Genomic DNA, 26,645 nt, shown 5'->3' with positions numbered 1-26,645 from the left:
ATATGAAACAGATTTTTATATTTCTAATATTGTTACCAGTATTTTTCTTCTCTCAAGAATCACCAAACTTGAAGTTTGACAAATACAACGACAAGAATACCATTGTGATCTTTGCAGACAATGAGGAAATCTGCCCAGTGAGTGTGGAATATGAATATACAGGAGAAAATATAAAATCTAGTTTAGCAAACAAGCAGATCATTGTAGTTCCCGGAAATGCGAAAAGATTTACAATCACGAGGATCGATCAGCAAAATAAAACGAAAGCCTATAACTTCAGCTACAAAGTCCGTTATGCTTTTGGTGATGTGAATGCTAAGCCTTCTGACATAGAAGAAATATACTGGCTTCCTTTTGCGACGAATAAAACGGAATCCATCTACCAAGGTTATAATGGGAAATTTTCTCATCAGAATAGTTACTCATTAGATTTCAGTCACAAATTGGGCTCGGAAGTTTATGCCGCAAGAAGTGGAAAAATAGTGATCACAAAGTCCGATTCCGACCAATCTTGTTTAACAAAAGACTGTGCAAAATATAACAATAAGATCATCATCCTACACGATGATGGCACCTTTGCCGAATATGTTCATCTCAAAAAAAATGGCGTTATTGTCAATAATGGTGATGAGATAAAACAAGGTCAACTTATAGGATACAGCGGAAATACAGGTTGGAGCAAAGGTCCGCACCTTCATTTTTCAGTTTTTACAAATACGATTGATGGCGAGCGAACTTACTATAAAACAAAATTTAAAGTAAAAGAAAGCCCCAATCCGATCTACTTGCAGGAGAAAGGAAAATATACACGAAATTATTAATGACCTTAACTCAACTGGAATCCGAACTCAAAAAACGACTTAATTTTCCTTATAACTGGGGGAGAAAGCAGTCTGATGATTGGGATTTTAAAACCAAACTTATTTATCAGACTAAAGATTTTGAAAGTCTGGAAAATCAATGCAAGGATTTTGAAGAAGGTCTAAGAAACTATGCGTTCAACCGTTGGCTGAATTTCTGGTCTGCAAAAGCCGTTGAATATATTTTCACATCAAATCATCTGGTAAAAAAAGAGGACAATGAATTTTCTAAAACCGTAGATTTTTACATTTCAGGAATTCCATTTGATCATAAAAGCAGTGTTTTTCCGAGACAGTTTGGGAAAAATTTTGATTATGCTGTTGATCACAAAAAAGAATTGATTGAATGGCTTTATAACAATCAAAGTCAGCAAGGCAGGAAACATCACGCTAATCGGTTGTTCATCATTTTTTATGATGAGCAAAATGGAGAACATTGGAAATTGAAAACCGAACTGACTTTAATCAAAGAAAAAATCACAGAATATCTCAGCAATTTTTCGAGAGACAATTTAGTTTCCTTAAATTTGGAATCTCACGAGATCCTATCAGACATCATCTGGATCAAAGCTTAATTCATGAATTACATCGGTTCCAAAAACAAACTTTCGGATTTCATCAAACAAACCGTTTATAAAGTTGTTGACAAAGATTTATCCAACAAAATATTTTGCGATCTCTTTGCAGGAACCGGGATTGTCGGACGGAATTTCAAAGCGGGAACGAAGAAAGTTATCAGCAATGATTTTGAATTTTACAGCTACGTTCTGAACAGAAACTATGTCGGAAATCATCAGAAATTTAATGATGAAGATTTGATTGCTGAATTGAATTCGACAGAAGGTAAATCTGGTTTTATCTCAGAGGAATATTCGGAGAATGGGAAATCGGAAAGGCTTTATTTTTCGGAAGAAAACGGGAAGAAAATAGATGTGATCCGACAAAAAATTGAAGATTGGAAAATCTCTGGGAAAATAGATGAAAATCAATATTATTTTCTGCTGTGTTCACTTTTGGAAGCTGCTGATAAAATTGCCAACACGGCTTCAGTTTACGGCGCTTTCCTTAAACAAATTAAAAAATCCGCTCAGAAAAAACTGGAAATTATTCCTTCCGTTTTTGAATTGACTGAAAATGCACACGATGTTTATAACGAAGACAGCAACTCATTAATACAAAAAATAGAAGGCGATATTCTGTATCTCGATCCGCCTTACAACGCCCGTCAATACGGCGCCAACTATCATCTTTTGAACACGATTGCGAAATACGACAACTTCTCTCCGAAAGGAAAAACGGGACTTCGGGATTATCAAAAATCAAAATACTGCAGCAAACCAGAAGTTTTGAAAACCTTTGAAGACCTTATTGAAAACGCGAAATTCCAGCATATTTTCCTGAGCTATAACAATGAAGGATTGATGGCTGAAAGCGATATTAAAAAGATACTTTCAAAATTCGGGAAATATGATATATTTACAACCGAGTATCAGCGTTTCCGTGCAGATAAGGAAAACAACCGAAATCATAAAGCTTCGAAAACGACTGAGTATCTTTATTATCTGGAGAAAAAGTAATTTGGTTTTAGGAGATAGGTTTTAGACTTAACTACAAATCAATATTAAAATTTAAATAAAAATATAATGAAAAACATTGTTGTAATAGGCGCAGGAACTATGGGGAACGGAATTGCTCATACCTTTGCCCAAAGTGGATTCCAAGTAAGTTTGGTAGATGTGAAACAGGAAAATCTTGATAAAGCTCTGAAAACCATTACCACCAATCTGGACAGAATCATCGCCAAAGGAAACCTGACTGAGGAAGAAAAAGCCAATACTCTTGGAAATATTACAACATTTACGGATCTAAAAGATGCAGCTCCCAATGCTGATCTTATTGTAGAAGCAGCCACAGAAAACCTGGATTTGAAACTGAGAATCTTTGCGCAGATGGACGAACTTTCGCCAGCTAATTGTATTCTTGCGACCAACACATCATCTATTTCTATCACTCAAATTGCAGCTGCGACGAAACGTCCTGAGAAAGTCATTGGAATGCATTTTATGAATCCGGTTCCGATTATGAAACTGGTAGAAATCATCAAAGGTTACTCGACTTCCAAAGAAACATTTGACGAAATTTTTGAACTGAGTAAAGCTTTAGGAAAAGTGCCTACTGAAGTGAATGATTATCCTGGATTTGTAGCCAACAGAATCCTGATGCCAATGATCAACGAAGCAATCGAAACACTTTACAACGGCGTTGCAGGCGTGGAGGAGATCGATACCGTGATGAAACTCGGAATGGCGCATCCAATGGGACCTTTGCAGTTGGCAGATTTTATTGGGCTTGATGTTTGTTTAGCAATCCTCAATGTGATGTACGACGGTTTCAAAAATCCGAAATATGCACCGAATCCTTTATTGGTAAATATGGTAATGGCTGGTAAAAAAGGTGTGAAATCCGGTGAAGGTTTCTATGATTATTCCGAAAGTAAAAAAGCAGAAAAAGTTTCGAAAATGTTCTTAAAATAAATTGAAATGTTTGCAAAAAAGTATTTGTTATTTTGCCTTTTTCCTACGCTGATTTTTTCGCAGGAAAAGATACTTTCTGCAGATTTCGATGGTGATAAGGTTAATGACAAAGTCTATTTGGATTCCAAAATCGGAGCCGTGGTTTATCAACTTTCTTCGCAGAAATTCAAAAAAGTATCGTCCGATCAATTTGAAGATTCCGGCGAAATATTTTTTGATAAAGCTAAAAATGGTTTCAGAGTGAGTCTAAATCAAATGCGGGCTTCCAATGCTTATCAATTTCGCTTCGAAAAAGAAACCGGAAAGATGCGCCTCATTGGAATGGAACGTAACGAATTTGGTCCGGCCAACAATGACGGAAGTGGAGAATCCAGCGTGAATCTGCTTACGAATACTTACATCGGTGAATGGAATTATTGGGATAACAACAAAACGGAATTAGTCAAAATCCCCACTATCAAAAAGAAAATGGTTTTACCAAAAGCCTATTTTGACAATCTCGGAAATGCTTTTTCGATTTACATAGATAAGGACACAAGCTATTATCTTGCGGAGAAAAAAAGGCTATATAAAGAATAAGTTTTAATGGTTATAAATGATATCAATCTGAAATTATATTCATCAGCAAAAAAAATAATTATCAATAATTAATTTCGGGATTTTTTCTATCTTTGAACCATAGAGTGAGAGTCACGAATGCTCTGATTTATTTTAAAATTTTATATTATGAAATTACCTAAGTTTTTATTAGCCGACAATTCTGAATTTCCAGAAGATCTTTTTGTAGTTCACACAGAGTATCCACGTTTTATCCTTAACGTAGAAGAAGAGGATGTAGAATGGTTGGATGACTTGGAAGGAGATGATGAAGAAACTGTAGCAAACGAGGCTACGAAAGTTGTTGAAGAAGCCTTCAAATGGTGTGATGAAGAACTAGCAAAATACGACGACGAGGAAGAAGACGAAGAATAATAAAAAAAGGAACTCAGTTTTGAGTTCCTTTTTTTATGTTTTAATTTTATGACTATTGCTTGTTGAACTTCAGTAACAATAGATTGTCTTTATAAAGCTCCAATGTATTTTCTGTTACCACATATTTGTTCACTTCCTGTAAAACACTGATATAACTGGTCTCCGCAGTCATATTGTTGCACATCTTTCTTGTAGAACCAATGTTCTTTGCAGAAAAATTACCTGCAGAAGTATCTATCACTGCATCAGAAAAATAATTGTTGCAGCCTGCGTTTCCAGAGATTCTGTTTTGCTCTATAAGCAGGGTTGGCTTGTTTGTGATGTCATCTGCCAAAACCCATTGTGTGCCTGTAACCGCTGCCTGTGATTTCCCAACTTTGGAAGCATTCCCTACTCTGCTGGTACAGGAAGCCATTACCAGTACTACTATGGTGGTATAAAAAATATTTTTCATTTGATATAAATTATATTCCAAAGATAGGATTTTCTTTTTAACATAATATTCATAAAAAGAAAAAAGACAGGTTTTAAACTGTCTCCTTTCTTCATTTGGTTTTATGGTTATTCTTATTTCTTGATTGCTTTGAATGATTTAGATGTTCCATCTGTCAGTTTTACATTGATGATGTACAATCCTTGCGTCAGAGAAGATAGATTTATAATTTTTGATGGTTTTACAGTTTTCAATAATTTTCCGGAATTATCATTTACTGTAACGGAAACGACGTCTTCCAGATAGGACAGATGGATTTCATTTGTAAAAGGATTCGGATACAAAGTGATTGACTTTTTATTTGCGCTGCCAACTGAAAGATAAGTTCCGGTGGTAAAAGAAGATTCTGTACACCCAATTGCAGATCCAGTGGAACTGTCTGGTACTATTTTCACATAGTAAGTTGTACTTTCTGATAATCCTTCCAATACAAAATTGGTAGAACTAACGTAAGCTGCACTAATAATATCGTAGTTCCCTGAAGATGTGCCAACGAAAACTTTGTAATTGTTTGCACTGGTTACGGCGGACCAACTCACTGTCGGATTTACGTTTGGCGACACACCATTGGAAGGCAAAGTAACTGTGGCACAAGATAATGGTGCAACATAAGGTGGACAAGAACTGCCTGCTACAATAGGTGAAGACAACAGCCAATTGGATTGTGCTCCTGTCAGCGCAAAGTTGTTGAGAGTGACAGATGTACTTTTTCCCGTTTCGTCTATCAATGTCGTCACGCCATTATTGTCCGCTTCATTATTCCCCTGATTGAATTTGAAATAACTTACAAGTCCGTCCTTAGAAACTGGGTTTGAAACTTCACAATTTTTGCTGTTCTTCAGTTCATTTTCGCTGAGCGCTCTTTTCCATACACGGACCTCATCGATATCACCTTCGAAAAGTTCATCAATCCCATTTCTGTTGCTGGCTCCTATATGGAATTGTGATCCAGTAATATTTAGATTATACAAGACATCTTGTTTTACAAGTGTGCCATCTGCATATATTTTAATCTGATTATTTTTATAAGTAATAGCAATGTGATGCCATTTGTTATCGTTTAATTGTACATCACTTACAACACCGTGCCCATCTCCCATAAAGGTAAGTTTACCACCAAACGACAACATACAAAATCTATTGAATTGAGAGAAACTACCAAAGTCAAATATTGATCCTGTTTTATCAGAAGATGTTTTAACGACTGCTTCAATCGTGACTTCGTTGGCGCCTTGTGGTAAGCTGCTGTTGGTTCCTGAGATATAATCATCAATGCCATCAAAATTGAGGGAAGTTGCAGCTGGCGCATCTATAGATCTGATTTTATTTCCCCAAGTATCGGAAATCAAGATATTTCCATTTTTCGTTACAAATGTAGATGTTGGCGCATTCAAAGATGTGGTGGGGAATGTTGTAACTGTCTTTCGATCAGCGGATATTTTTCTGATCCAATTGCTACTGGTAACAGCAATGTAGATATTTCCAGAAGAATCTAATCTTAAGTTGTGAGGATTATAAAATCCATCTAATATAAATTGCTTATCTGTCCCGTCTCTTTTTATAGAATAGACCGCACCATTATCTGTATAATACAACAAATCCAGATTTGGATCATAGGTAACACCCATAGGATTTACCAAACTGGCAATCGTAGTGTGCCCAGTTCCGTCTTCTTTTACTTTTTGTAGATTTTTACTCTGATTACCTATAAAATAAATATAGTTGTCATTACCAGATGCTAAATAATAAACACCTGGAGCAGGCACTAAAATTTGAGGATCAGTTCCATCGAGATTCATTTTCATCAGGTTTCCTCCGACCAGAGCAAACAATTTGTTATTACTAATCAAGAGACCGTAAACAGTTCCTGAAAAAGTATTCAATACAATAGGATTGCTTCCATCGGAATTGGTTTTAATGATTCTTCGGTTGTATGTATCACTGATATAGATGTGACCATCCTGATCTCCAATCACATCATAAGGTGTGTTGAGATTTTCAACTAAGATTGTTTGTGCTGAAGCAAGAGTACCTAAAAATAGACAAACTCCCAGACAAACCACATGGAAAAAGTTTTTCATAAACGTTTATTTTTACTAATTATCGAAGCAAAAATAACGACCGCTATTTAACATAATATTAAACTGGGACGAAATGCAAAACTTTGTATATAAAAGTAAAATATGACTACAAATTTTGTTTGAAATGCCTGGAAACTGGCAGCCGGAAGCCTTTTACCAAGACCTCATCAGAAGAGATCTCCTCTATCAGATCTGTATTGATGACAATGGAACGGTGGATCTGTTTGAAAGTGGAAGGCAATTCTTTTCCAAATTCCTGCAATGTTTTTCTCACTGTCACTTTTCTATTGATGGTAAAAATATCCAGGTAATTTCTGTCCACTTCGATGTAGATGATATCCTGTATGATGAGCTTGATATCAGCATAGCCATCTTTCACAAAGAGATATTGTTTTTGTTTTTTATTAATGATAATCTTCAGCGCTGTGATCAGTTCTATTTCCCGAATTGGTTTCGTGAGGTAAGAATCCGGAGAGATGCTGAGCGCGTCTTCCACGGTTTTAGAATCACTTTGTCCTGTAATGAAAATGACAGATGCGTCCTTACGCTTCAATTTGCTCAGTTCTATTCCTTCATAATGACCTTCCAGATTGATGTCCATCAAGATGATATCTGGCTGAAAAGTTTCCATTTTCTCCCGCGCTTCTGTTACAGAATGAGCCATAGAAATACGACTGCAGCCATTACTTTCCAGAATATCGTTGATGTAATCTGCAATCAGAACCTCATCCTCTACAATTAAAATTTTTACAAAATTCACAAGCTTACAATTTCCTATTAAAACTAAACTTAAAACCATTTTCCACATCAACTTTATATTTGATTTTCAACTGTCTGCAAAGTTTTTCAATCAGATTTAGTTTTGTGATTTCTTTTTTTACTTCGCCATTGTCCTGATAATCAAAATAAATATGATTTTCAACAGAATGAATCCTGAGATCGATCCTTTTCTCAGACTGATCCAAAAAGGCGTGTTTCATAGAATTGATACAAAGCTCTGTCACCAAAAGCCCAATGTACATCGCACTGTTGACAGGAATCAAAATACTTTCAACATCAAAGTGAACTTGAATATTATTTTCAGTGAACAGCAAGTCCATATTCTTTTTAACATCTAATAAAAAGCCATTCAAATCGAGATTTTTCTTGTCTTGATTCTCATATAACTGCCGGTGCAAAATCCCCAATGAATCTATTTTCGCAATGATCCTTTGGTTGGTAAGATCATCTGAGTTTGGATTTTTTTTTAATTCATTTTGGATCAGGATGGTGATTAACTGGAGATTATTATTAATTCTATGATGCGTCTCGGAAACCAAAAATTCATTCTGCTCAGATACAAAAGTCAATCTTTTGTTCTGTTTCCTGATGATCTTGATATAATTAAGTAAAATCGCAGCAAAAATCAGGATGGCAATCAATCCGAAAAGAATGAAATACTTGATCAGACTTTGCCTTTTGATCTCTTCTTCCTTCAGCTCGATTAGTTTTTTGTTTTCGTTAATGATCTTCTGCTTTTCCGCAACTTTGAATTTTTCTTCGTACTCCAAAACCTTATTATCATAGAGTTTGTGATAATATTCTTCTGTCAATTTTAATCTTGTACTTAGAAATTTAAATGCATTTTGATGATAACCAGTTTTGGCGTATGCCATCTGCAAATTGTCAGCAAACAGAAGTTGGTTGAAGCTTAATTTATTTTTCTCTGCCAGATCAAATCCCATCAATGAAACATCAATTGAGGCTTTATAATTTTTTACAGCATTATAATTTCTGGAAAGGTTGACCATTGCATCGCACTGCAACTGGATATTTGCTTTCTCAGCAGCAAGATTTATGATTTTACTGAATTGTTTTATCGCCTCAGCATATTTTTTTTTATTTTCATAAATGCCGGCAATTTCCATCAATGAAACCAATTCACTTTCGGAATCACCTAATTTCTGAGATAATTTCAAGGATTTTTTTGAATAAGAAATTGCGCTGTCTTGGTTATTTTGATATTCAGAAAAAAGTGCGGCTTTTCTGCTGTAAAACTTCATCAAATGCGCATCTGTGATTTTTTCCCGTTTTAAAATATTTTCGCACAACTTTAAATATTCTTCTGACTTTGAATACATTCTGCGATACCTGTAAAACTCTGCAAGTTGCGTGTAAACCAAAAACTCATTTTGCAAAAGTCCTTTGCGCTGAAAGATTTGAAGCGACGTTTGATACGCATTGAGCGATTTTTCGTACTGCTGTTTTAGTTTGTACGCATTTCCAAGTTCGACAAGAAAAAGAGCCTTCTCTACCTCGGATTCTGATTTCGGAATTTCTTGTTTAAGGAAAATGATTGCTTCATCGATTTTGTTTTTCCTAATGAGATCGTGAGCATCCGCCAATGGATTTTTGTCATTAGCATTCATAAAAACAAATGATAAGAAAAAGCATAATCCAATTGGTTTTATAAATAGATAAAAATTTAGAATTATTTTTTTCATATCGACAATCTCAGAATCGCAATACAAAATAAAGATATTTTGATCTAAATCACACCAAAAGCAAATCCAAAAAGTTATCCGAAAGTTTCAAATAAATTAATAATGAATAAGTTATGATTTTTTAAATTTAAAAGCTTAATTTTGCACCCCGAAAATAGACCCGTGATTTGGTCTATGACAAATTATTAAAATCTACTTATGAAAAGAATAGGCGAACACAGAAAGCTTCTTGGCGTTGACAAAACTGCAACTCTGAAAGACCTTAAAACCATTTACAGAAACACAATGAAGGACACGCATCCTGACAAATTTGTGAATGACGAAGCTGGAAAACTGGAAGCAGAAGACAAAAGCAAATCTGTGATCGAGGCTTACCACTTTCTAGTGAGCATCCACGAGGAAACTCAGGAAAAATATAAAGAAGAATACACAGATACGATCACGACATCTATCATCACAGATTTCTATCTAGAAAAATCAATCTTGAAAGTTCAGCACTTGAACGGGAAAATGTTTGAATACATTGGTGTTCCAAGAAACATCTATATCAAAATGGTGAATTCTGATTCTCCAAGCCGTTTTGCGAGAAGACACATCTACGGAAATTTCATCTACAGAAAATCCGGTGAAGCAATGGCAGATTAATTTCTAGCTTTAAAAATATATTGAAGGCTCTCAGATTTTTCTGGGAGTTTTTTTTACTATAACTATTAAACAAAAAAACCGCATCAATAAAAATTGATACGGTTTCAAGGATTAAATAATTGATATTTTAATCTACGTGTTTCGGGGTAAATCCGTCTTCACTTAGTTCTCTGTGGTCATAATCGGCTTTCATTTCAGCGTCATAATCTACTGGTTCGCCTTTGCCCATTCTTCTAAGAAGTGAATCAAATAATGAATAAACAACTGGTACGATAATCAAGGTTAGGAACAATGATGATGTCAAACCACCGATGATTACCCAAGCTAAACCATTGTTCATCTCCGCTCCTGCTCCTTTTGCAATTGCAATCGGGATCATACCAAAGATCATTGCGATCGTCGTCATCAAAATCGGACGAAGACGCGCGTGGTTGGCCTGGATCAAAGCGTCGTGCGTACTTGCACCAGCGGCTTTTCTCATATTGGCAAAATCGACGATCATGATCGCATTCTTCGCAACCAAACCAATCAACATAATCATCCCGAGCATCGTAAAGATGTTCAATGAATTTCCTGTGATGGCGAGAATTACCATTACTCCAATCAATGCCAAAGGAATTGAGAACAATACCACAAACGGATAGACAAACGAGTCATACAAGGAAACCATTACCAAATAAACCAATACGATGGCCGCCAACAAAGCGATTCCTAATGTACCGAAACCTTCGGTCTGATTTTCCATATCTCCACTCCAGATGTAGCTTACGCCTGCTGGTTTGGTTTTTTCGTTGTCCATAAACTGTGCAGCCCATTCGTTGGCAACATCACCTACAGGACGACCTACCACTTTGGATTTTACTTTTACAGAAGGTGCTTTGTCTCTACGCTCCAGCAAACTTGGTCCTGAACCCATTTTCACATCTGCGAATTGGCTCAATCTTACTTGCTGTCCGGAAGGATTGGTGAACATTAAGTTTCTAACGTCATCAATCGATTGTCTGTTGGCATCACCAAAACGGATGTTGATGTCATATTCATATTCTCCAGCTCTGAATTTTCCGTCTGTATTTCCACTAAATGCAGTCTGCATCGTTTGTCCTACACTGGAAAGATTTAAACCTAAAGAAGACATTTTATCTCTGTCGATATTCACCTGAACTTCCGGACTTCCGGAGTCGGTTGACAATTCTGCATCTACAGAACCAGGCACTTTTTTCAGTAATTCTAGGATTCTGTTCGCTTCTTTATTTGCTGTTGCGTTGTCCTGAGCAGTTACCACCATTTCGATTGGTGCGTTGTCTGCTCCCATTAATCCAATTGGTGCTGTTTTGAACTCAACGCCTGTGAATTTCTCTTCTAAAGCTCTCTTTATTTTTGCTGATTTAATGTCAGTACTTTCGTTACGTTCAGATTTGTCAACTAAAATTACCTGGATTTCGGATTGATACAAAGTTGCCTGCGCACCACCAAAACCTGATGACTGCTGACCAACGGTTGTGATCATATCGACTACATCTTTATCATCTCTCAAATATTTTTCAACTGCCAAAGTCACCTGATTGGTTTTCTCTACAGACGCATCTTTTGATAATTCCATCTGAACAAGGAACTGTCCTCTGTCCATTTTCGGAAAGAATTCACCTCCAATAAATCCGAATGCTACCAACATAAATGAAGCAATCAAAACAATGAAAGTCACTACAACCACCATTATTCTTCTTAATCCAGATTTGAGCGCCCATTCTAGAATTCCTGAGATCCAATGTGTGAATTTCTCCAATTGTTTTTCGAACCAAAGAATGAATTTCTCAAAAGGATTTTTACCAGTCAAATGAACCAATTTACCATATCTTGAAGACAACCAAGGAATGATGGTAAATGAAGCCAACAATGAGAACATCGTCGCAATAACTACCGTGACACAGAACTGCGCCAGGATATCAGACACCAATCCGGAACTCATCGCAATTGGTAAGAATACCACGACAATTACCATCGTGATCGCTGTTACTGTAAATCCAATTTCGGAAGCACCATCATAAGCTGCACGGATTCTGCTTTTCCCCATCTCCATGTGACGGTAAACATTCTCCAAAACCACAATCGCGTCATCCACAAGGATACCTACAACTAATGAAAGTCCCAATAAACTCATCAAGTTCAAAGTATATCCCATTAAATACATTCCGATCACCGTTGCAATCAACGACACAGGAATCGAAACCATTACGATAAATGCATTTCTGATATTGTGAAGGAATAATAACATCACGACAGCTACCAAGATAATCGCCAGGAACAAATCGAAAATTACGTGATCTGCCGCTTCCAGGGTAAATTCTGTCGTATCATCTACAATATTGACTTTGATATCCTGAACTTTATAATTCCCTTCTACCTGAGCAATGGTTTTCTGCACCAATTCTGAAACCGCTACAGCATTCGCATCCGATTGTTTTTTGATCTGCATCAAGATTGTAGAATTCTGATTGTATCTCGCTACTTTCTCAATATCTTTTTGTGTATCGAAAACCGTTGCGATATCAGACAAACGAACCTGCGCGCCATCCTTGTTAGAAACCACAAGATTGTTCATTTCCTGTACATCTCTATATTTCCCAGAAAGTCTGATCGTAGATCTTGAAGTTCTGGTTTTCAAAGCTCCCGTCGGGAAATCTAAGTTTGAAGAAAGAATCGCCTGCTGTACATCTGCAATCGCAAGACCGTAACCCTGCATTTTTTTCTCATCCAAACTCACCTGAATTTCTCTTTCCTGTCCACCAACTAGGTCAACCTGAGCGACACCATTTACACGGGAAAAGATCGGTTCAATTTTTTTATCTAAAAGGTCATAAAGATCTTTGTTGTTTAACTTATTACTGGAAATACTCAATGTCATAATCGGGAGATCATCCAGTGAGAATTTCTGTAATGACGGCGGATCTGCATCTTCCGGAAGGTCTGCTAAAATCGCATTTACCTTTCTCTGAGCATCATTCAAAGCATAGTTCACATCGGCACCTGTGTTCAACTGAACCATAATTACCGATAAACTTTCGTAGGAAGATGACTCTACTTTTTTTACGTTTTCCAAAGAACCAACGGCATCCTCGATCTTACGCGTCACCGAAGTTTCCACCTCTGCAGGCGAAGCTCCCGGATAAACGGTAGAGATCGTTACCATATTGGTTTCAAATTTCGGGATCAACTCGTACCCCATCATGGAGTAACTTAACAAACCTCCCAACGTCAGGATCGTAAAGAGTACGATAACGAGGGACGGTCTTTTAATGGATATTTCTGCTAACTTCATTCTTCTGTTACTTTACGATATTGATTTTTGAACCGTTATCTAGGTTGATCTGTCCGCTGGTGATCACTTGCTCGCCACCATTAAGACCGCTGATAATCTGAACTTTGTCGCCGTAAACCTTTCCTGTTTGTACCGTGATCAATTTTGCAGTTCCGTTTTGAACGATAAACAATTGACCTGAACTTACACCATTTACGAAAGCTTCTGCAGGAACGGTCAACATATTCTGAGTTTCTGCACCGTGGTTGGTTTTGAAAACTGCTGTTGCGTACATCCCGGCTTTTAAGTTTCCTTTGTTTTGAACTTCAATTTCTACTGGGAAGTTAAGAGACGCATCACTTTTTGGAGCGATGAAGGTAATCCTACCGCTGAAAGATTCGTCAGGCAAAACATTCACATTGATGTTCACGGTTTGACCAATTTGGATTCTTCCAACCTGGCTTTCATCAACCAAAACAGAAAGCTTAAGAGAGTTGATATTTACAATCTCGAACAAAGCTGTTCCTGGCGCAACCACTGCTCCTGGCTCAACCATTTTTTTGTTAATCGTTCCGCTGATCCCAGCTCTCACGCTTGTATCATTAATCTTAACACCTTGCGCTCTTACTGCAGCTTTCATATTTTGAAGTTGCAATCTTGAGTTGTCCAATTGTTGTTTGGTCACACCTCCAGTTTTGAAAGCATTTTCGTAACGTTGGTTATCGATGATGGCATTTTGTAAATTGTTCTGAGCCTGAGTCACATCCACTTCGATCGCATCTCTTTTGATGGTAGCTAGAACTTGTCCAGCACCTACTCTAGAACCTTCTTTCACGAAAACACTTACCACACGTCCTGAGATATCCGCAGACTGATTGGTTTCTTGTTTTGGAATGAATGTTCCGTTTGCAGAATAATCTGTATCGATGTTGGTTCTGGAAGCGGTCACTACGTTCACGTTGATCTTGTCAACCTGTTTTGCTACTTCTTTTACTTCAGTTTCCTGCTTCTTCTTATTATCGGCAATTTTCCAAGCGGCCAGACCTACAAGTACAGCTGCTACGATGATATATATAAAAGTCTTTTTCATAGTTTTATTATGGATTTTGTAATGTATTAAGTTCTCCTTTTGCTTTGATCAATTTGATCTCGGCTTGTTTATAATCTAATAATGAAGTCGTGTAGTTCTGTTTTGCATCTGTGAGTGCATTTTCAGAATCTAGAACCTCTGTCAAAGTTGCCAAACCGTATTGATAATTGGACTGTGTGTCTTTCTGTACTTTTTCTGCCAACTCCACATTTCCTTTCATATTTTCGATGGTGATGATAGAATTTTCCATATTGGTAATGGCATTTTTGTACTCCAGACTCAAACTCAATTGGGTTTCTTGGATATCCACATCCAAAGATTGAATATCAATCTCAGCCTGCTGGATCTTAGATTTCGTAGCGCCTCCTGTGAAAATCGGAATATTGACATTCAAGCCAATCGCTGAATAGTCGCTCCAAAGGACACCGTTTCTTAAACCGTTGGAAAGAGGAAATTTAGGTCCTTGTCCAGCCCAACCATAGTTTGCCTGCAAGCCAACTGTCGGATACAGATAAGCTTCTGTAGCTTTTAGATTATATTGAAGAAGTTCTCTATTTTTATTAAGAACTCTCACTTCTATTCTTTCATCGAGATTTACGTTTCCAGTAATCAGTTCTGGTCTTGGCTCGATGGATTTCTCTTCAAGTTCAATCTGTTTCTCAATTGGAACACCCATATAGAATTTCAAAGAGTTCTTGGAAAGTTCCACCGCATTGATCAATTGTTGTCTGTTGGCGCTGATGTTTGTCAACTGAACATTCGTTCTGTCCAAATCGATTCCTTTTGCCAAACCGTTATCCACCAAACTTTTGATGACGTTACGTACTTTTTCCGTATTGGTGTAACTTACATTAAGCGTCTTCAGATTCTCTTCCTGAACAAAAACCTGATAATATGCTGTTGCAACATTCTCGATGATCTGTTCGTTGGAAAGTTGCGCATTCAGAACGTAAAATTCTCTGGTAGATTTCGCTGCTTTTAGACCTGTAAAAACCCTTTGATCAAAGATCGCCTGATTCAAAGTAACAACAGCACTTGAGGTCCAGGGCTGTCCCAGTTGCGCTCTGATTCTTTCTCCACCAAATTCCAGTAAAGATTCCTGAATGATAGGATTATATGTTAAACCTGCAGTCGCACTAATTTGTGGAAGTGCTCCAGCTCTGGCTTCAGTGATCTTCAATTCAGCTCTTTTGATCTCAAGCGTGGCCTTTTTGGCTTCTGCTTTGTTTTGCAAGGCCTGTTTGATGGCTTCCTGCAAAGACACCTGCTGTTGGGCAAACGCAGATGTAGAGCCGAAAATCATAAATACTGCAGCGACGCTGATTCCTAGCTTCTTTGCAGTTATACGTTTTCTATTCATAATTTAATTAATTCTTTTATTTTTAATTTTTTTCTTTTTATCTCTAATCATTGATGACGATCCGATTTTATAAATACTTTAACAATTTTTAATTATTTTAACTAATTCTTAAAAAGCATATTTAGAATGATTTCTTTCCGGTCGGCAATCAATCTATCAAATTCCTTATCACTGATCATCATATTTTCCATAAACAAAGGTCTTATTGCACTTGGAAAAACCAAGAGAGAGATCATGTTGAAGATAAACTGAACGGGTTCCATTTTTTCAATCGTTCCCAATTCCATTTCTTTTTTGATATCTCTGTAAAACAATTCGAGATCTTCTTTTTCCACATCTCGTTTATGGCAACTCCCTTTGTTGATCTGAGAAACAATGTAGGTTTCGAGATATGGATATTGCAAACTTGTTGAGAGGCTTCCATCTATGAACTGACTGATCTTCTCCTTGAAAGAGAGATCAGATCGCATAATGATCTCAGACTTTTCTTTTTCCACTTTATGCGCTTCATCAAAAACGATCTGAACGAGATTATCTCTAGATCTGAAGTAATAATTGATAAGCGTTCTGTTGACGCCCGCCTCATCCGCAATCTCTTGCGTGGTGGCATCAAACTTCCCTTTGACGAAGAATAAATTCTTGGTCGTTTCTTTGATCAATTCCTGTGTTTGGTCCTTTTTTTCTTGTTTTGACATTTTTGTTAAACAATTTTGTGCAAATTTATATCAATCATTTGTTTTGACAAAATTGTTAAACAAATTAATTAAACAAATTTGAGAAACTTAATACAAATTTAACATAGCTCTAATCTGTGCAGCTTTTCATAAGGCAAGAACACTCAAAAAAAATTAAATTAAAATCATTAACTTTGCCGCTTGAATTACAGAAATTTTTAATTCGTAAAATTGAACCTATCCATTCTGTAAGACACACATTCTCAAATAGTAAATCATAACATTTTATCATAATCAATGGAACTTATACACCGCAACCTTCTGATCGGGATTCACGATTGCCTGCAAGAAACCTTTTTCGAAGACAGAAAATACGCTGACAAGGTCATAGAAAGACTCTTAAAAGCCCACAGAAAATGGGGAAGCGAAGACCGACGCGTAGTTTCCGAGATTTTCTACAACATCATCCGTTGGAAAAAACGTCTGGAATACTACATGGGCGAAAGTGTAAAACCGACCAATGTTTATAAAATGATCATTGCTTATTTGCTTTGGAGCAAAACGCATTACAAAAAATTTGAGGAATTCGACGGGATCAAAGTTGCCGATATCCTTACAAAACTGAAAAAAGGAACTGTTCCTACGAAGGCTATCGAACATTCGATTCCAGATTGGTTGGCTGAGACTTTGGAAAAAGAATTAGGTAAAAACTGGGAAAAAGAAATGGTCGCGCTCAATGAGCAAGCACCAACGGTTCTACGTGCAAACACCTTGAAAACTACTCCAAGAGAATTGATCGCAGACCTGAATGACGAAAATGTGGAAGCTTTCACAATCAAGAATTATCCAGACGCGATCCAATTGGCAGAAAAGAAAAATGTCTTCTTGACCAGTGCTTTCAAAGATGGATTCTTCGAAGTTCAGGATGCAAGTTCCCAAAAAATCGGAGAATTACTGGATGTACAGGAAGGAATGCGCGTGGTGGACGCTTGTGCTGGTGCAGGTGGAAAAACGTTGCACTTGGCCGCTTTGATGAAAAACAAAGGCCAGATCATCGCACTAGACATCTACGAATGGAAATTGGCAGAACTGAAAAGACGCGCCAAGAGAGCCGGTGCTCACAACATAGAAGCAAGAATGATCTCTGACAACAAAGTCATCAAAAGACTTCACAACACAGCAGATAGATTGCTGATCGACTCACCTTGTTCCGGACTTGGTGTTTTGAAAAGAAATCCAGATTCCAAATGGAAAATCGACCAAGCTTTCATCGACAGAATCAAAGGAGAACAACAACAAATCCTTCAGGATTATTCTAAAATCCTTAAAAAAGGTGGACAGATGATCTATGCGACTTGTTCTATTCTACCTTCAGAAAATAACGAACAAGTGAAGACATTCTTGGAAAATAATCCAGATTACACCTTGATCAAAGACCAAAAGATCATGCCGAGCGAAGGCTACGACGGATTCTATATGGCGCTCATCAAGCGTAATGCATAAAAAAATTCCTGAGGTAATAAATTACGCTCAGGAATTAAAAACACAAATGATGAAAGGACAATATTACGGGAAACCGTAAAATAATTTCTTATCATTTGGTAAGATTTTATTGGGAATTAATTTTAGCTAAGTAAAATCATATTTAGATTAATTCTAAAAATAGTTTATAATTTTTAAATTTGGACTCCAAAATTTATATAAATGTTTGAGACAGATATCATTATAATAGGTGCTGGTCCGACTGGACTTTTCACTGTTTTCGAAGCGGGATTGTTGAAACTAAGATGTCATTTGATTGACGCGTTGCCACAACCTGGCGGACAATTGACCGAACTTTATCCTAAAAAACCGATTTTCGACATACCTGGATTTCCAAGTGTGGATGCTGGTGTTTTGGTGGATAATTTGATGGAGCAGATCAAGCAGTTCGAACCTCAGTTTTCATTGGCTCAAAAGGCAGTGAGCTATGAGAAGACCGAAGATGGACAATTCATCGTGACCACAAGCCGTGACGTCAAAGTGAAAGGAAAAGCCATCGCAATTGCTGGCGGACTGGGAAGTTTTGACCCAAGAAAACCGGAATTGGAAAACATCGCTAAATTCGAGGAAAAAGGCGTTGAATATTTCGTGAGAGATCCGGAAATGTTCCGTGATAAGAAAATCGTGATCGCTGGCGGTGGAGATTCTGCATTGGACTGGTCGGTTTTCTTGGCCGATGTTGCTTCTGACGTGACGTTGATCCACAGAAGAAACGAATTCCGTGGCGCTTTAGATTCTGTTGAAAAAGTATCAGAATTGAAGCATCAGGGAAAAATTAACCTAATCACTCCTGCAGAAGTGACGGGCTTGATTGGTGAAGATAAGATCACAGCAATCGAAATTGAAAAAGACGGCGAAAAATCCATCATCGAAACAGATTATTTGATTCCACTTTTTGGATTGACGCCTAAGTTGGGACCATTATCAGATTGGGGGTTAGAAATCGAGAAAAATGCAATCAAGGTGAACAACGCTTTGGATTATCAAACCAACATCGAAGGCATCTACGCAATTGGTGACATCAACACTTATCCAGGAAAATTAAAACTGATCCTTTGTGGTTTCCACGAGGCAACTTTGATGGTCCAAAGCGTGTACAACAGAATGAATCCAGGTAAGAAATTTGTCCTAAAATACACCACCGTAAGCGGCGTTGACGGTTTCGACGGAACCAGAAAAGAAGCTGAAAAAGCGGTCGTGAAATCTATTGATTAAGAAAGAAATTAGATTTTAGAAGTTAGAGATTAGATTTTTCTGACTTCATCTAATATTAAAAGAGGATTTCTAAGTCCTCTTTTTTTGTGCTTAATCAAAATTTCCAACTTCTGTCATCTATTGTCTAAGATCTATCTCTTATCTTTGCAAAATGTCAGACGTTAATATTACAATCATAGACAGAAACGGCGTTTCTCACACAATTCCCGCTCCAACCGATATGGCGATGAGCCTAATGGAAATCGTTCGTGCCTACGAATTGGCGGAAGAAGGAACCATCGGAATCTGCGGCGGAATGGCGATGTGCGCCTCTTGCCAATGCTATATCTTGAGCGAAAATGTGCCACTTCCGGAAATGTTGCCGGATGAAGAAGCAATGTTGGATGAAGCCTACAACGTGAAACCAAACAGCCGCTTGGGCTGCCAAATTCCTGTAACGGCAGAATTGGAAGGACTGATTGTAGAACTTGCACCAGAAGCGTAAATCAAAATCGACCACACAGGAACATTGTTTAGTTCCTCAAAAATTAAAAGAGCAAATAGAAATTGAAATCTATTTGCTCTTTTTTATTTTAAAATTTGTGTTAATGTTATTTTAAATCATTAATCTAAAATAAATTTCTTCGTGATTACTTTTCCAGACTTTGTTTTGAAAACAGCAAGATAAAAACCAGTATTGATTTTATTCAAATCGATTTTTCCTATTGATAGAAGATTTTTTGATTCTACCAATTGTCTTCCGCTGGTGTCGATGATCGTTAGAGTTTCAATGGATTCTTTTCCGAGTTTATAATTAAGGGATTTGTTTTTCACATAAATCTCAACCGATTGATTTAACGTTTCTGAAGTTGCCAAAACGGAACCTTTCGCTGTCTCGATGATAAATTCCAAACCAAGTTTTGCAAATTTCGCTGCGTGTGTCGCTGAATTATTACTTCTGGACAACGTATCATTGGCCGAGTGAATATAAGGATTGGATTGTGAAAAAGAAGCCTCAAACGGAAAAGCAGCATCATAGCCGTTTTGCGCCCAACTGAAATGGTCGGAACATCCATAATTACAGATAGTGTTTCCGTAAGTGAAAACGTGACTTCCAGTTTTGTTGTAATGCTCCATCAACTCTATCAAAAACAAATTGAGATCGTTGCTGTTGTAAGCATCCGTGGAGATGTAAACATCGCGGTTGGAGCCTTTGTAATTGGTCATATCGAACTGTACATAGGAAATGACGTTTTTGCCATTCGCTGCATAATCTTCCGCAATCTCAGAGGATCCAACCAAACCGATTTCTTCTGCAGCATAAGCCATAAATTCTACGGTTTTGGCAGGTTTGTAATTGATATTCAGAAGGACACGGATCATTTCTGTAACAGTTGCAATCCCGGAAGCATCATCATCCGCGCCTGGCGCCGCCGCACTGCTGGAAATCGAATCCATATGACCGCCAACAATGATGTACTCATTTGGCGCCGAATTTCCATTGATCGTAAAAACAAGAGAAGGCATCGGCGTTCCGACGTGATTTACAATTCTCACAGACAGATCGGTTCTGCCAGTTGTCGCGATCAGGCCTTCCCACTTCGCCTTCAGATCCTGGACAGAGGTCAGCGCTTGATTTGTATTGTGACGTCTGGTTCCATAGGCTTCCAGAACTTGGATGTGGCTTTTGATATTATCCGCATTTACTTTTCCAATGGCAGAATTTACCGTTGCATCTTGATCAATGGTGAAGGCTAAAACTTTATTGGACTTCTTTGATTTACTGATAGCCAATAGCGCTTCTTGCTCGGAAGATTTATAAATATAGCCTGGGCCGTGTGTGATGACATTATGATGGAGGAATTCTGCTGCTTTTGGAGATAGAAAAACGACAGATTCCCTATCATTGGAACCGATGATCTCGACCTCGTTTGGCATTTTTGATTTTAATTCGATAGCATTCTTGGCATCTGTAGTTGCGTAGAATTTATCGGATTGCGCTGAGAGCTGACCAAACAAAGCGATTGAAAGTATAGAAAATAATTTTATCTTCATTTCTAATAATTATAATTAATAATTCGTAAAATTAACCAAATAATTTAATTATCATTAATAATATTAAATAATAACAAAGCATTCTGTAATCTACTTTGAATGGAACTATTTTTGAATTGATGGAAGAAATATTATCAAATGAAAAATTCATTCTTAAAAATAGGAATCCCTGTATCATTGGGAATTTTAGGATTAATACTTTTAAATTCTTGCTCAGCGGGAATCCCGGAAAAGGCCACAGCCATTCAGAATTTTGAATCTGAAAAATACCTTGGGAAATGGTACGAGATTGCCAGATTCGATTATAAATTTGAAAAAAATATGGACCAGGTGACGGCAACTTATTCCAAAAATCCAGACGGTACGATCAAAGTTGAAAACCGAGGTTATGATTACGTCAAAAAAGAATGGAAACAAAGCACGGGCGAAGCCAAGTTTGTGAATGCTGAGAACGAGGCGCGATTGAAAGTTTCCTTTTTCAAACCATTTTGGTCAGGCTACAACGTGATCGACCTGGACGAGAATTACAAATACGCCTTGGTTGCAGGAAAAAACCTGGATTACCTTTGGATTCTTTCTAGAGAAAAAACGATTCCAGAAGAGATCAAAAGCAGATTTTTGGAAAAAGCAAAATCTGTCGGCTATGACACCTCGAAGTTGATCTGGGTCAAACAATAGCGCTTACTCACACGACTAAACCGTCCATTGATTATTACAAATCGAAACTAAATAATACTGATCATCAACCTTTTCGAAGACCAAGATCAAACTATTCCAATCCATATAAGAATACTCCACTGTCCCAGCCAAGTAATTTTCAACAGTTACTGCGTTGGGATATTTTTCTTTGACATTGTTCAGGCTATTTCCTTTTCCTTCAAAATTATTGTAATTGACCTTAGCAGTGCTGAAATCTTTTTTGTAAACCCAATCCTTTAGATAATCTTTGAGTGACACGGTGTAAATCGCACCGGAACCATCTTTGTGACCGAAGGTGAATTTCTCATCAGCATCAATATATTTTTCGAAATCCGCTTTGGAAAAACTCTTGTCTTGATCCGAAACAAAGCTGTACATCGAAAAGTGAATTCCTTTTTCCGGATGAAGATACGTAGAGAGCTTTGCGTAATCTTTGTTTTTCAGCACATCAACGATTTCTTTATTAATATTAATAATCGTTTTTTCTTCCGAATTTCCTTTTTCTACTGTAAGTTCGGTATTTGTTTTCTGCATAATCGCTTGATTAGGATCTACTTTATTACATCCAATTAGAATTACCGAGACTAATAATGTATTGATTTTCATAATTAATTTTTATCAAAATAATGGCCATAAATATACAATCAAAATTTTATCTTCGTAAATTTGAGTTATGGAATTATACGATGTTCTTATTGTTGGCGGCGGACCAATAGGCTTGGCGAGCGCTCTGGAAGCGAAAAAAAATAATTTAAAATATATCATTATAGAAAAAGGAACGGTGGCGAACAGCCTTTACAACTATCCTTTGTATATGACTTTTTTCTCAACGGCCGACCGTTTGGAAATTGACGAAATCCCATTCATCACCACCAAACCAAAACCTGGCAGACAAGACGCCCTTGAATATTACCAAGGCATTGCGCGTCAAAAAGAACTTAATATCAGACCGTATGAGAAAGTTCTGAATATTGAGAAATCAACTTTTTTTCAGGTCGAGACGAGTAAACAGATTTACTTTGCCAAAAATGTCATCATCGCCACAGGTTTCTATGATATTCCAAATATGATGGACATTCCAGGAGAAGATTTACCTAAGGCTAAGCATTATTACACGGAACCTTATCCTTACGCCTTTCAAAATGTTGTGGTCATAGGCTCCAGTAATTCCTCAGTGGATGCTGCTTTGGAAATCTACAGAAAAGGTGGAAACGTGACGATGATTGTCCGTAAAAATGAAATCTCACCAAGCGTCAAATATTGGGTCAAACCAGACATCGAAAACCGAATCAAAGAAGGCAGCATCAAGGCTTTCTTCGGCGCTGAACTCTTGGAAGTGAAGGAACATTCCGTTATCTTCAAAACAGAAACCGGTGACATCAAAGAAATAGAAAATGACTTCGTCCTCGCAATGACAGGCTATCTGCCAGATTTTAATTTCCTCCAAAATATCGGCATCGATTTACAAAACGAATGTCTGAATCCCAATTACAATCCCGAGACAATGGAAAGCAATATCGAAGGGATTTACCTCGCAGGCGTCGTTTGTGGTGGAAAAGACACGCATCTCTGGTTTATAGAGAATTCCAGAATCCACGCCAAACAAATCATCAAAAACATCATTGAGAAGTCATAAACGATTATTGATATTGATAATTAAATTTTCCACATTTATCAGTTAAGACTCATTTTAATTTCCAAATGGTACTCTTTTTGTTTATATTCAGGCTGAAAAAAAAACACTAAGAATCCTATGAAAATTAAAAACTTACTTCCTTTATTCATCGCCTCGAGCTTAATTTTGGTTCAATGTAAAAAGGACGAAAATGTACCTTCCGAGACAAGAGACAATCCCATCACAGACATTTTGGGTTCCGATGACAAAAAAGAGGAAGAGAAAAAAGAAGAAGAAGAAAAACCAAAAGTACCGGACGTGGTCATCCCAAGAAAAGATTTCGGATTTTTCCCTTGGGTCTACAAAAGCACCGACTCCGTTTCTCAAAAGAACAAAAAAGAATTTACCGGCAAAGCACTCTACACGATTCTTGCGCTCAACCGCTTGGACAGAGCCAACATTGGCGCAGCAGACACTTTGGTAGTTCCCGCAAAAATCGAGGACGATTTCCTGATATACTCACCATTTCCAGGTCACATCACGAGTCTGGAGAATGTGAAAAAATTCGTGTTCTTCTCCTACCCGATTCAGGCGTACGGCGTTTATGAGTACGGAAACATCGTGAAATGGGGACCAACCAGTATGGGCAAAAAAGCCACCAAGACCAAGACCGGTTTGATGTTCGCCAACTGGAAAAAAGAAGTCGCCATCTCCACCGTCAGCGATGAGTGGAAGTTGCGATGGAACGTGAATATTGCCAATTTCGACGGCATCGGCTGGCACCAGTACGCAATGCCTGGATATCCAGCTTCGCACGCTTGTCTCCGGATGTTGGAGGAGGACGCCAAATGGATGTACACCTGGGTTGACAATTGGGTTCTGAACAAAGGCGGAGCAACAGAAAGAGCAAAGGGAACGCCTGTTATCGTTTACGGCGATTATCCTTGGGGCAAGAGACGACCTTGGAAAAAACTTCTAGATTCGCCGGAAGCCAACAACATTTCCGAAGATGAAATGAACAAAATCATAGAACCTCATCTTGCAACCATTATGAAAGAGCAGGAAAACAGAGACATTGTGATTCAGCAGGTTACAGCTGAGAAAAAAGCAAAAGCAGATTCTCTCGCCAATCTAAAAAGCCAGAATCAACTATCAGCAAATATGAATTAAGTTTTTTAGGAGCTTGATCCCGCTATCCACTATTACTCCTCGCGCCAAGGCTTTCCCAACGCCTGCTGTGGGGTAACCGTTACTATCGGGGCTATGGGATTGGTCTTCAAAACAAGATTTGTCATTCAAATAAAACAAAAACCCTTTCAAAGATTATCTTGAAAGGGTTTTTTATTATTATAATCGGCACACTGAGCTGAGTCAAAGCGCTTATCTTTTACTTATCTAAATATTTCCAACCACCGTTTTGATTTGCGTAAATTCCTTGATGGCGTGCAAAGACAACTCAACGCCGTAACCAGAGGATTTTGCACCGCCGAAAGGAAGTCTTGCATCAGAACTTGTAGATTTGTTGATGGAAACCGTTCCAGATTCCAGGTTTTCTATGAAGAATTGTGCGCGTTTTTTATCTTTCGTCCAGACAGAATTTCCCAATCCAAACGGAATATCATTCGCCAGTTTCAGAATCTCCTCATCATCTTTTCCAACCATCAGCATAGCCAAGGGTCCGAATAGTTCTTCCTGCAAAATCGGATTACCTTCCTTCACCAAGATGATTCCCGGACGAAACTCACTTTCCGAAATACGTTCCAAGGCCAAAACCACTTCTGCCCCATTTCTCAAAGCTTTTTTGTACTGGCTTTCCAGTTCGTCCGCCAAATCTGGTCTTGCCATTTTGCTCAGCTTCGTTTCCTTATTGAAAGGGTCAGCTGGTTGATAAGAATTAAATTCCGCAACGAATTTCGGAACAAAATCTTTCTCCACTTTTTGATGCACGATGAAACGTTTCGCTGCATTACAAACCTGACCTGTATTTTGAAGTTTTCCGCTTGGCGCTTCTGTTGCTGCTTTTTCTACATCTGCATCGTCCAACACAATGTAAGCATCACTTCCGCCCAATTCCAGAACAGATTTTTTGATATTTTTCCCAGCGAGTGCTGCAACGTTTGCACCGGCTTTTTCGCTTCCAGTCAAGCTTACGCCTCTTACATATGGATTTTCCAGGATTTCTTTGATTTCTTCGTGGCCGATTCTCAGATTTTGGAAAATGTATTCTGGGAAACCTGCATCCTTAAAAACTTTCTCGACCGCATCGCCACTTTCGAAGCAGATGGAAGCGTGTTTTAACAAGACTACATTTCCTGCCAAAATCGCTGGAACTGCAAATCTAAGGACTTGCCAGAACGGAAAATTCCAGGGCATCACGCCTAGAATAATTCCCAACGCATCGTAATGAACTTCAGAAACATCGAATTCGGTTTTGATTTTCTCTGGTTTCAGGACGTTTTCTGCTTTTGCATAATATCTTATCATTCCTGCGCTTTTTTCGATTTCTGCAATGGATTGAGAAATCGGTTTGTGCATTTCTGTGGTGATGAGTTTTGCGAATTTTTCTTTGTCTTTTTCAAGGACGTCAGCGAGTTTTAGGAGTAAAGTTTGTCTTTCTGTGAACGGTACTTTTTTCCATTCCAGGAAAGTTTTCTGTGCTGAATTTATATTGTTGGTTAGATTCATTCGAAATATTTTTTGTCTAATTAGGCTGCAGTAATTGTACCACTTTTTTTGAATTGCTAAATGTACAAAGTTGCTCATCAACCGAAAACCAAATTTTATACTTTTTATAAATTTTAGTATTAAATTTTATAAATAATGAAATTGGAGATTTGTAAAATGTTGTGACTCAGTTCAGCGTAAAATCTATAAATATGAAAATTATGGCTTAAACCTTTTACTTGTTAAGACAAGTGTCGAAACTAGGTCGTCATCGCAGCCCGACTTGAACGGAGCTCATTTTTTGTGGCTGGAAGAGCAAAGGCAAAAATAGCGGGAGTGGAAGGCGGAAAAGCTGCCATAAAAACAATAAAAATAAGGTTTCGACGGAT

24 protein-coding genes are annotated in these 26,645 nt (G+C 37.7%); 13 read left to right on the top strand and 11 right to left on the bottom strand.

Going from position 1 to position 26,645, the window contains the following annotated elements:
* Positions 1-2: 2 nt before the first annotated feature.
* The 6 genes from PQ459_06995 (at position 3) to PQ459_06970 (ending at position 4,366) form a co-directional block, all read left to right on the top strand.
* Complete coding sequence (locus PQ459_06995; protein WDF48217.1) at positions 3-821, top strand: M23 family metallopeptidase; 819 nt, start codon at positions 3-5, stop codon at positions 819-821.
* A complete protein-coding gene (locus tag PQ459_06990) occupies positions 821-1,435 on the top strand; it encodes a hypothetical protein (protein ID WDF48216.1) in 615 nt (204 codons plus the stop codon). The genes PQ459_06995 and PQ459_06990 overlap by 1 nt, the downstream gene beginning before the upstream one ends.
* Positions 1,436-1,438: 3 nt before the next feature.
* Positions 1,439-2,437: a DNA adenine methylase gene (locus tag PQ459_06985; protein WDF48215.1), complete on the top strand. Its 999-nt coding sequence runs from the start codon at positions 1,439-1,441 to the stop codon at positions 2,435-2,437.
* 66 nt (positions 2,438-2,503) lie between these two features.
* Complete coding sequence (locus PQ459_06980; protein ID WDF48214.1) at positions 2,504-3,394, top strand: 3-hydroxybutyryl-CoA dehydrogenase; 891 nt, start codon at positions 2,504-2,506, stop codon at positions 3,392-3,394.
* A gap of 6 nt (positions 3,395-3,400) precedes the next feature.
* Positions 3,401-3,973 carry a hypothetical protein gene (locus PQ459_06975; protein ID WDF48213.1) on the top strand — a complete coding sequence of 191 codons (573 nt, stop codon included), beginning with the start codon at positions 3,401-3,403 and terminating at the stop codon, positions 3,971-3,973.
* A 147-nt stretch (positions 3,974-4,120) separates the two neighbouring features.
* Positions 4,121-4,366 (top strand): hypothetical protein, encoded by a 246-nt coding sequence (locus PQ459_06970; protein WDF48212.1) that lies wholly within the window; start codon positions 4,121-4,123, stop codon positions 4,364-4,366.
* Between the two features lie 52 nt (positions 4,367-4,418).
* Here PQ459_06970 and PQ459_06965 read toward each other — a convergent pair whose 3' ends face one another.
* From PQ459_06965 to PQ459_06950, 4 genes are all read right to left on the bottom strand, one after another.
* On the bottom strand, positions 4,419-4,820 hold the full coding sequence (locus tag PQ459_06965) for an META domain-containing protein (protein WDF48211.1): 402 nt from the start codon (positions 4,818-4,820) through the stop codon (positions 4,419-4,421).
* 113 nt (positions 4,821-4,933) lie between these two features.
* Positions 4,934-6,940 carry a DUF5050 domain-containing protein gene (locus tag PQ459_06960; protein WDF48210.1) on the bottom strand — a complete coding sequence of 669 codons (2,007 nt, stop codon included), beginning with the start codon at positions 6,938-6,940 and terminating at the stop codon, positions 4,934-4,936.
* 106 nt (positions 6,941-7,046) lie between these two features.
* Positions 7,047-7,700: a response regulator transcription factor gene (locus PQ459_06955; GenBank protein WDF48209.1), complete on the bottom strand. Its 654-nt coding sequence runs from the start codon at positions 7,698-7,700 to the stop codon at positions 7,047-7,049.
* A gap of 4 nt (positions 7,701-7,704) precedes the next feature.
* Entirely contained in the window at positions 7,705-9,348 is a 1,644-nt protein-coding gene (locus PQ459_06950; protein ID WDF48208.1) for a sensor histidine kinase, read from the bottom strand.
* A gap of 273 nt (positions 9,349-9,621) precedes the next feature.
* On the opposite strand from PQ459_06950, the gene PQ459_06945 reads away from it, so the two are divergent.
* Positions 9,622-10,068, top strand: a complete 447-nt coding sequence (locus PQ459_06945; GenBank protein WDF48207.1) for a KTSC domain-containing protein — start codon at positions 9,622-9,624, stop codon at positions 10,066-10,068.
* Between the two features lie 127 nt (positions 10,069-10,195).
* On the opposite strand, the gene PQ459_06940 is transcribed toward PQ459_06945, so the two are convergent.
* The 4 genes from PQ459_06940 to PQ459_06925 all read right to left on the bottom strand — a co-directional run bounded on the left by PQ459_06940 (position 10,196) and on the right by PQ459_06925 (position 16,508).
* Positions 10,196-13,384: an efflux RND transporter permease subunit gene (locus PQ459_06940; GenBank protein WDF48206.1), complete on the bottom strand. Its 3,189-nt coding sequence runs from the start codon at positions 13,382-13,384 to the stop codon at positions 10,196-10,198.
* Positions 13,385-13,391: 7 nt separating this feature from the next.
* The gene (locus PQ459_06935) at positions 13,392-14,453 is read right to left on the bottom strand and encodes an efflux RND transporter periplasmic adaptor subunit (protein ID WDF48205.1); all 1,062 of its coding nucleotides are present in this window, start codon (positions 14,451-14,453) and stop codon (positions 13,392-13,394) included.
* 7 nt (positions 14,454-14,460) lie between these two features.
* On the bottom strand, positions 14,461-15,813 hold the full coding sequence (locus PQ459_06930) for a TolC family protein (GenBank protein ID WDF48204.1): 1,353 nt from the start codon (positions 15,811-15,813) through the stop codon (positions 14,461-14,463).
* Between the two features lie 101 nt (positions 15,814-15,914).
* Positions 15,915-16,508: a TetR/AcrR family transcriptional regulator gene (locus tag PQ459_06925; GenBank protein WDF48203.1), complete on the bottom strand. Its 594-nt coding sequence runs from the start codon at positions 16,506-16,508 to the stop codon at positions 15,915-15,917.
* A gap of 276 nt (positions 16,509-16,784) precedes the next feature.
* On the opposite strand from PQ459_06925, the gene PQ459_06920 reads away from it, so the two are divergent.
* The 3 genes from PQ459_06920 (at position 16,785) to PQ459_06910 (ending at position 19,728) form a co-directional block, all read left to right on the top strand.
* Positions 16,785-17,990, top strand: a complete 1,206-nt coding sequence (locus PQ459_06920) for a methyltransferase domain-containing protein (GenBank protein WDF48202.1) — start codon at positions 16,785-16,787, stop codon at positions 17,988-17,990.
* Positions 17,991-18,191: 201 nt separating this feature from the next.
* Positions 18,192-19,244, top strand: a complete 1,053-nt coding sequence (locus tag PQ459_06915) for an NAD(P)/FAD-dependent oxidoreductase (GenBank protein ID WDF48201.1) — start codon at positions 18,192-18,194, stop codon at positions 19,242-19,244.
* A gap of 151 nt (positions 19,245-19,395) precedes the next feature.
* On the top strand, positions 19,396-19,728 hold the full coding sequence (locus PQ459_06910; GenBank protein WDF48200.1) for a 2Fe-2S iron-sulfur cluster-binding protein: 333 nt from the start codon (positions 19,396-19,398) through the stop codon (positions 19,726-19,728).
* 119 nt (positions 19,729-19,847) lie between these two features.
* Here the strand turns inward: PQ459_06910 and PQ459_06905 are convergent, their stop codons facing one another.
* Positions 19,848-21,278 carry a M20/M25/M40 family metallo-hydrolase gene (locus PQ459_06905; GenBank protein WDF48199.1) on the bottom strand — a complete coding sequence of 477 codons (1,431 nt, stop codon included), beginning with the start codon at positions 21,276-21,278 and terminating at the stop codon, positions 19,848-19,850.
* Between the two features lie 138 nt (positions 21,279-21,416).
* On the opposite strand from PQ459_06905, the gene PQ459_06900 reads away from it, so the two are divergent.
* Positions 21,417-21,956: a lipocalin family protein gene (locus PQ459_06900; GenBank protein ID WDF48198.1), complete on the top strand. Its 540-nt coding sequence runs from the start codon at positions 21,417-21,419 to the stop codon at positions 21,954-21,956.
* A gap of 15 nt (positions 21,957-21,971) precedes the next feature.
* Here the strand turns inward: PQ459_06900 and PQ459_06895 are convergent, their stop codons facing one another.
* Positions 21,972-22,583 carry a hypothetical protein gene (locus tag PQ459_06895; protein ID WDF48197.1) on the bottom strand — a complete coding sequence of 204 codons (612 nt, stop codon included), beginning with the start codon at positions 22,581-22,583 and terminating at the stop codon, positions 21,972-21,974.
* Between the two features lie 67 nt (positions 22,584-22,650).
* On the opposite strand from PQ459_06895, the gene PQ459_06890 reads away from it, so the two are divergent.
* Both PQ459_06890 and PQ459_06885 read left to right on the top strand, forming a co-directional pair.
* Entirely contained in the window at positions 22,651-23,613 is a 963-nt protein-coding gene (locus PQ459_06890; GenBank protein WDF48196.1) for a YpdA family putative bacillithiol disulfide reductase, read from the top strand.
* Between the two features lie 117 nt (positions 23,614-23,730).
* Entirely contained in the window at positions 23,731-24,762 is a 1,032-nt protein-coding gene (locus tag PQ459_06885) for a L,D-transpeptidase (GenBank protein ID WDF48195.1), read from the top strand.
* Between the two features lie 225 nt (positions 24,763-24,987).
* On the opposite strand, the gene PQ459_06880 is transcribed toward PQ459_06885, so the two are convergent.
* Positions 24,988-26,277 carry an NAD-dependent succinate-semialdehyde dehydrogenase gene (locus PQ459_06880; protein WDF48194.1) on the bottom strand — a complete coding sequence of 430 codons (1,290 nt, stop codon included), beginning with the start codon at positions 26,275-26,277 and terminating at the stop codon, positions 24,988-24,990.
* Positions 26,278-26,645 lie beyond the last annotated feature (368 nt).

Source organism: Chryseobacterium sp. KACC 21268 (genome assembly GCA_028736075.1).
Classification (GTDB): Bacteria; Bacteroidota; Bacteroidia; order Flavobacteriales; family Weeksellaceae; genus Epilithonimonas.
The sequence above is the reverse complement of the archived record's forward strand: the minus strand, read 5'-3'. Positions and strand labels throughout refer to the sequence as shown.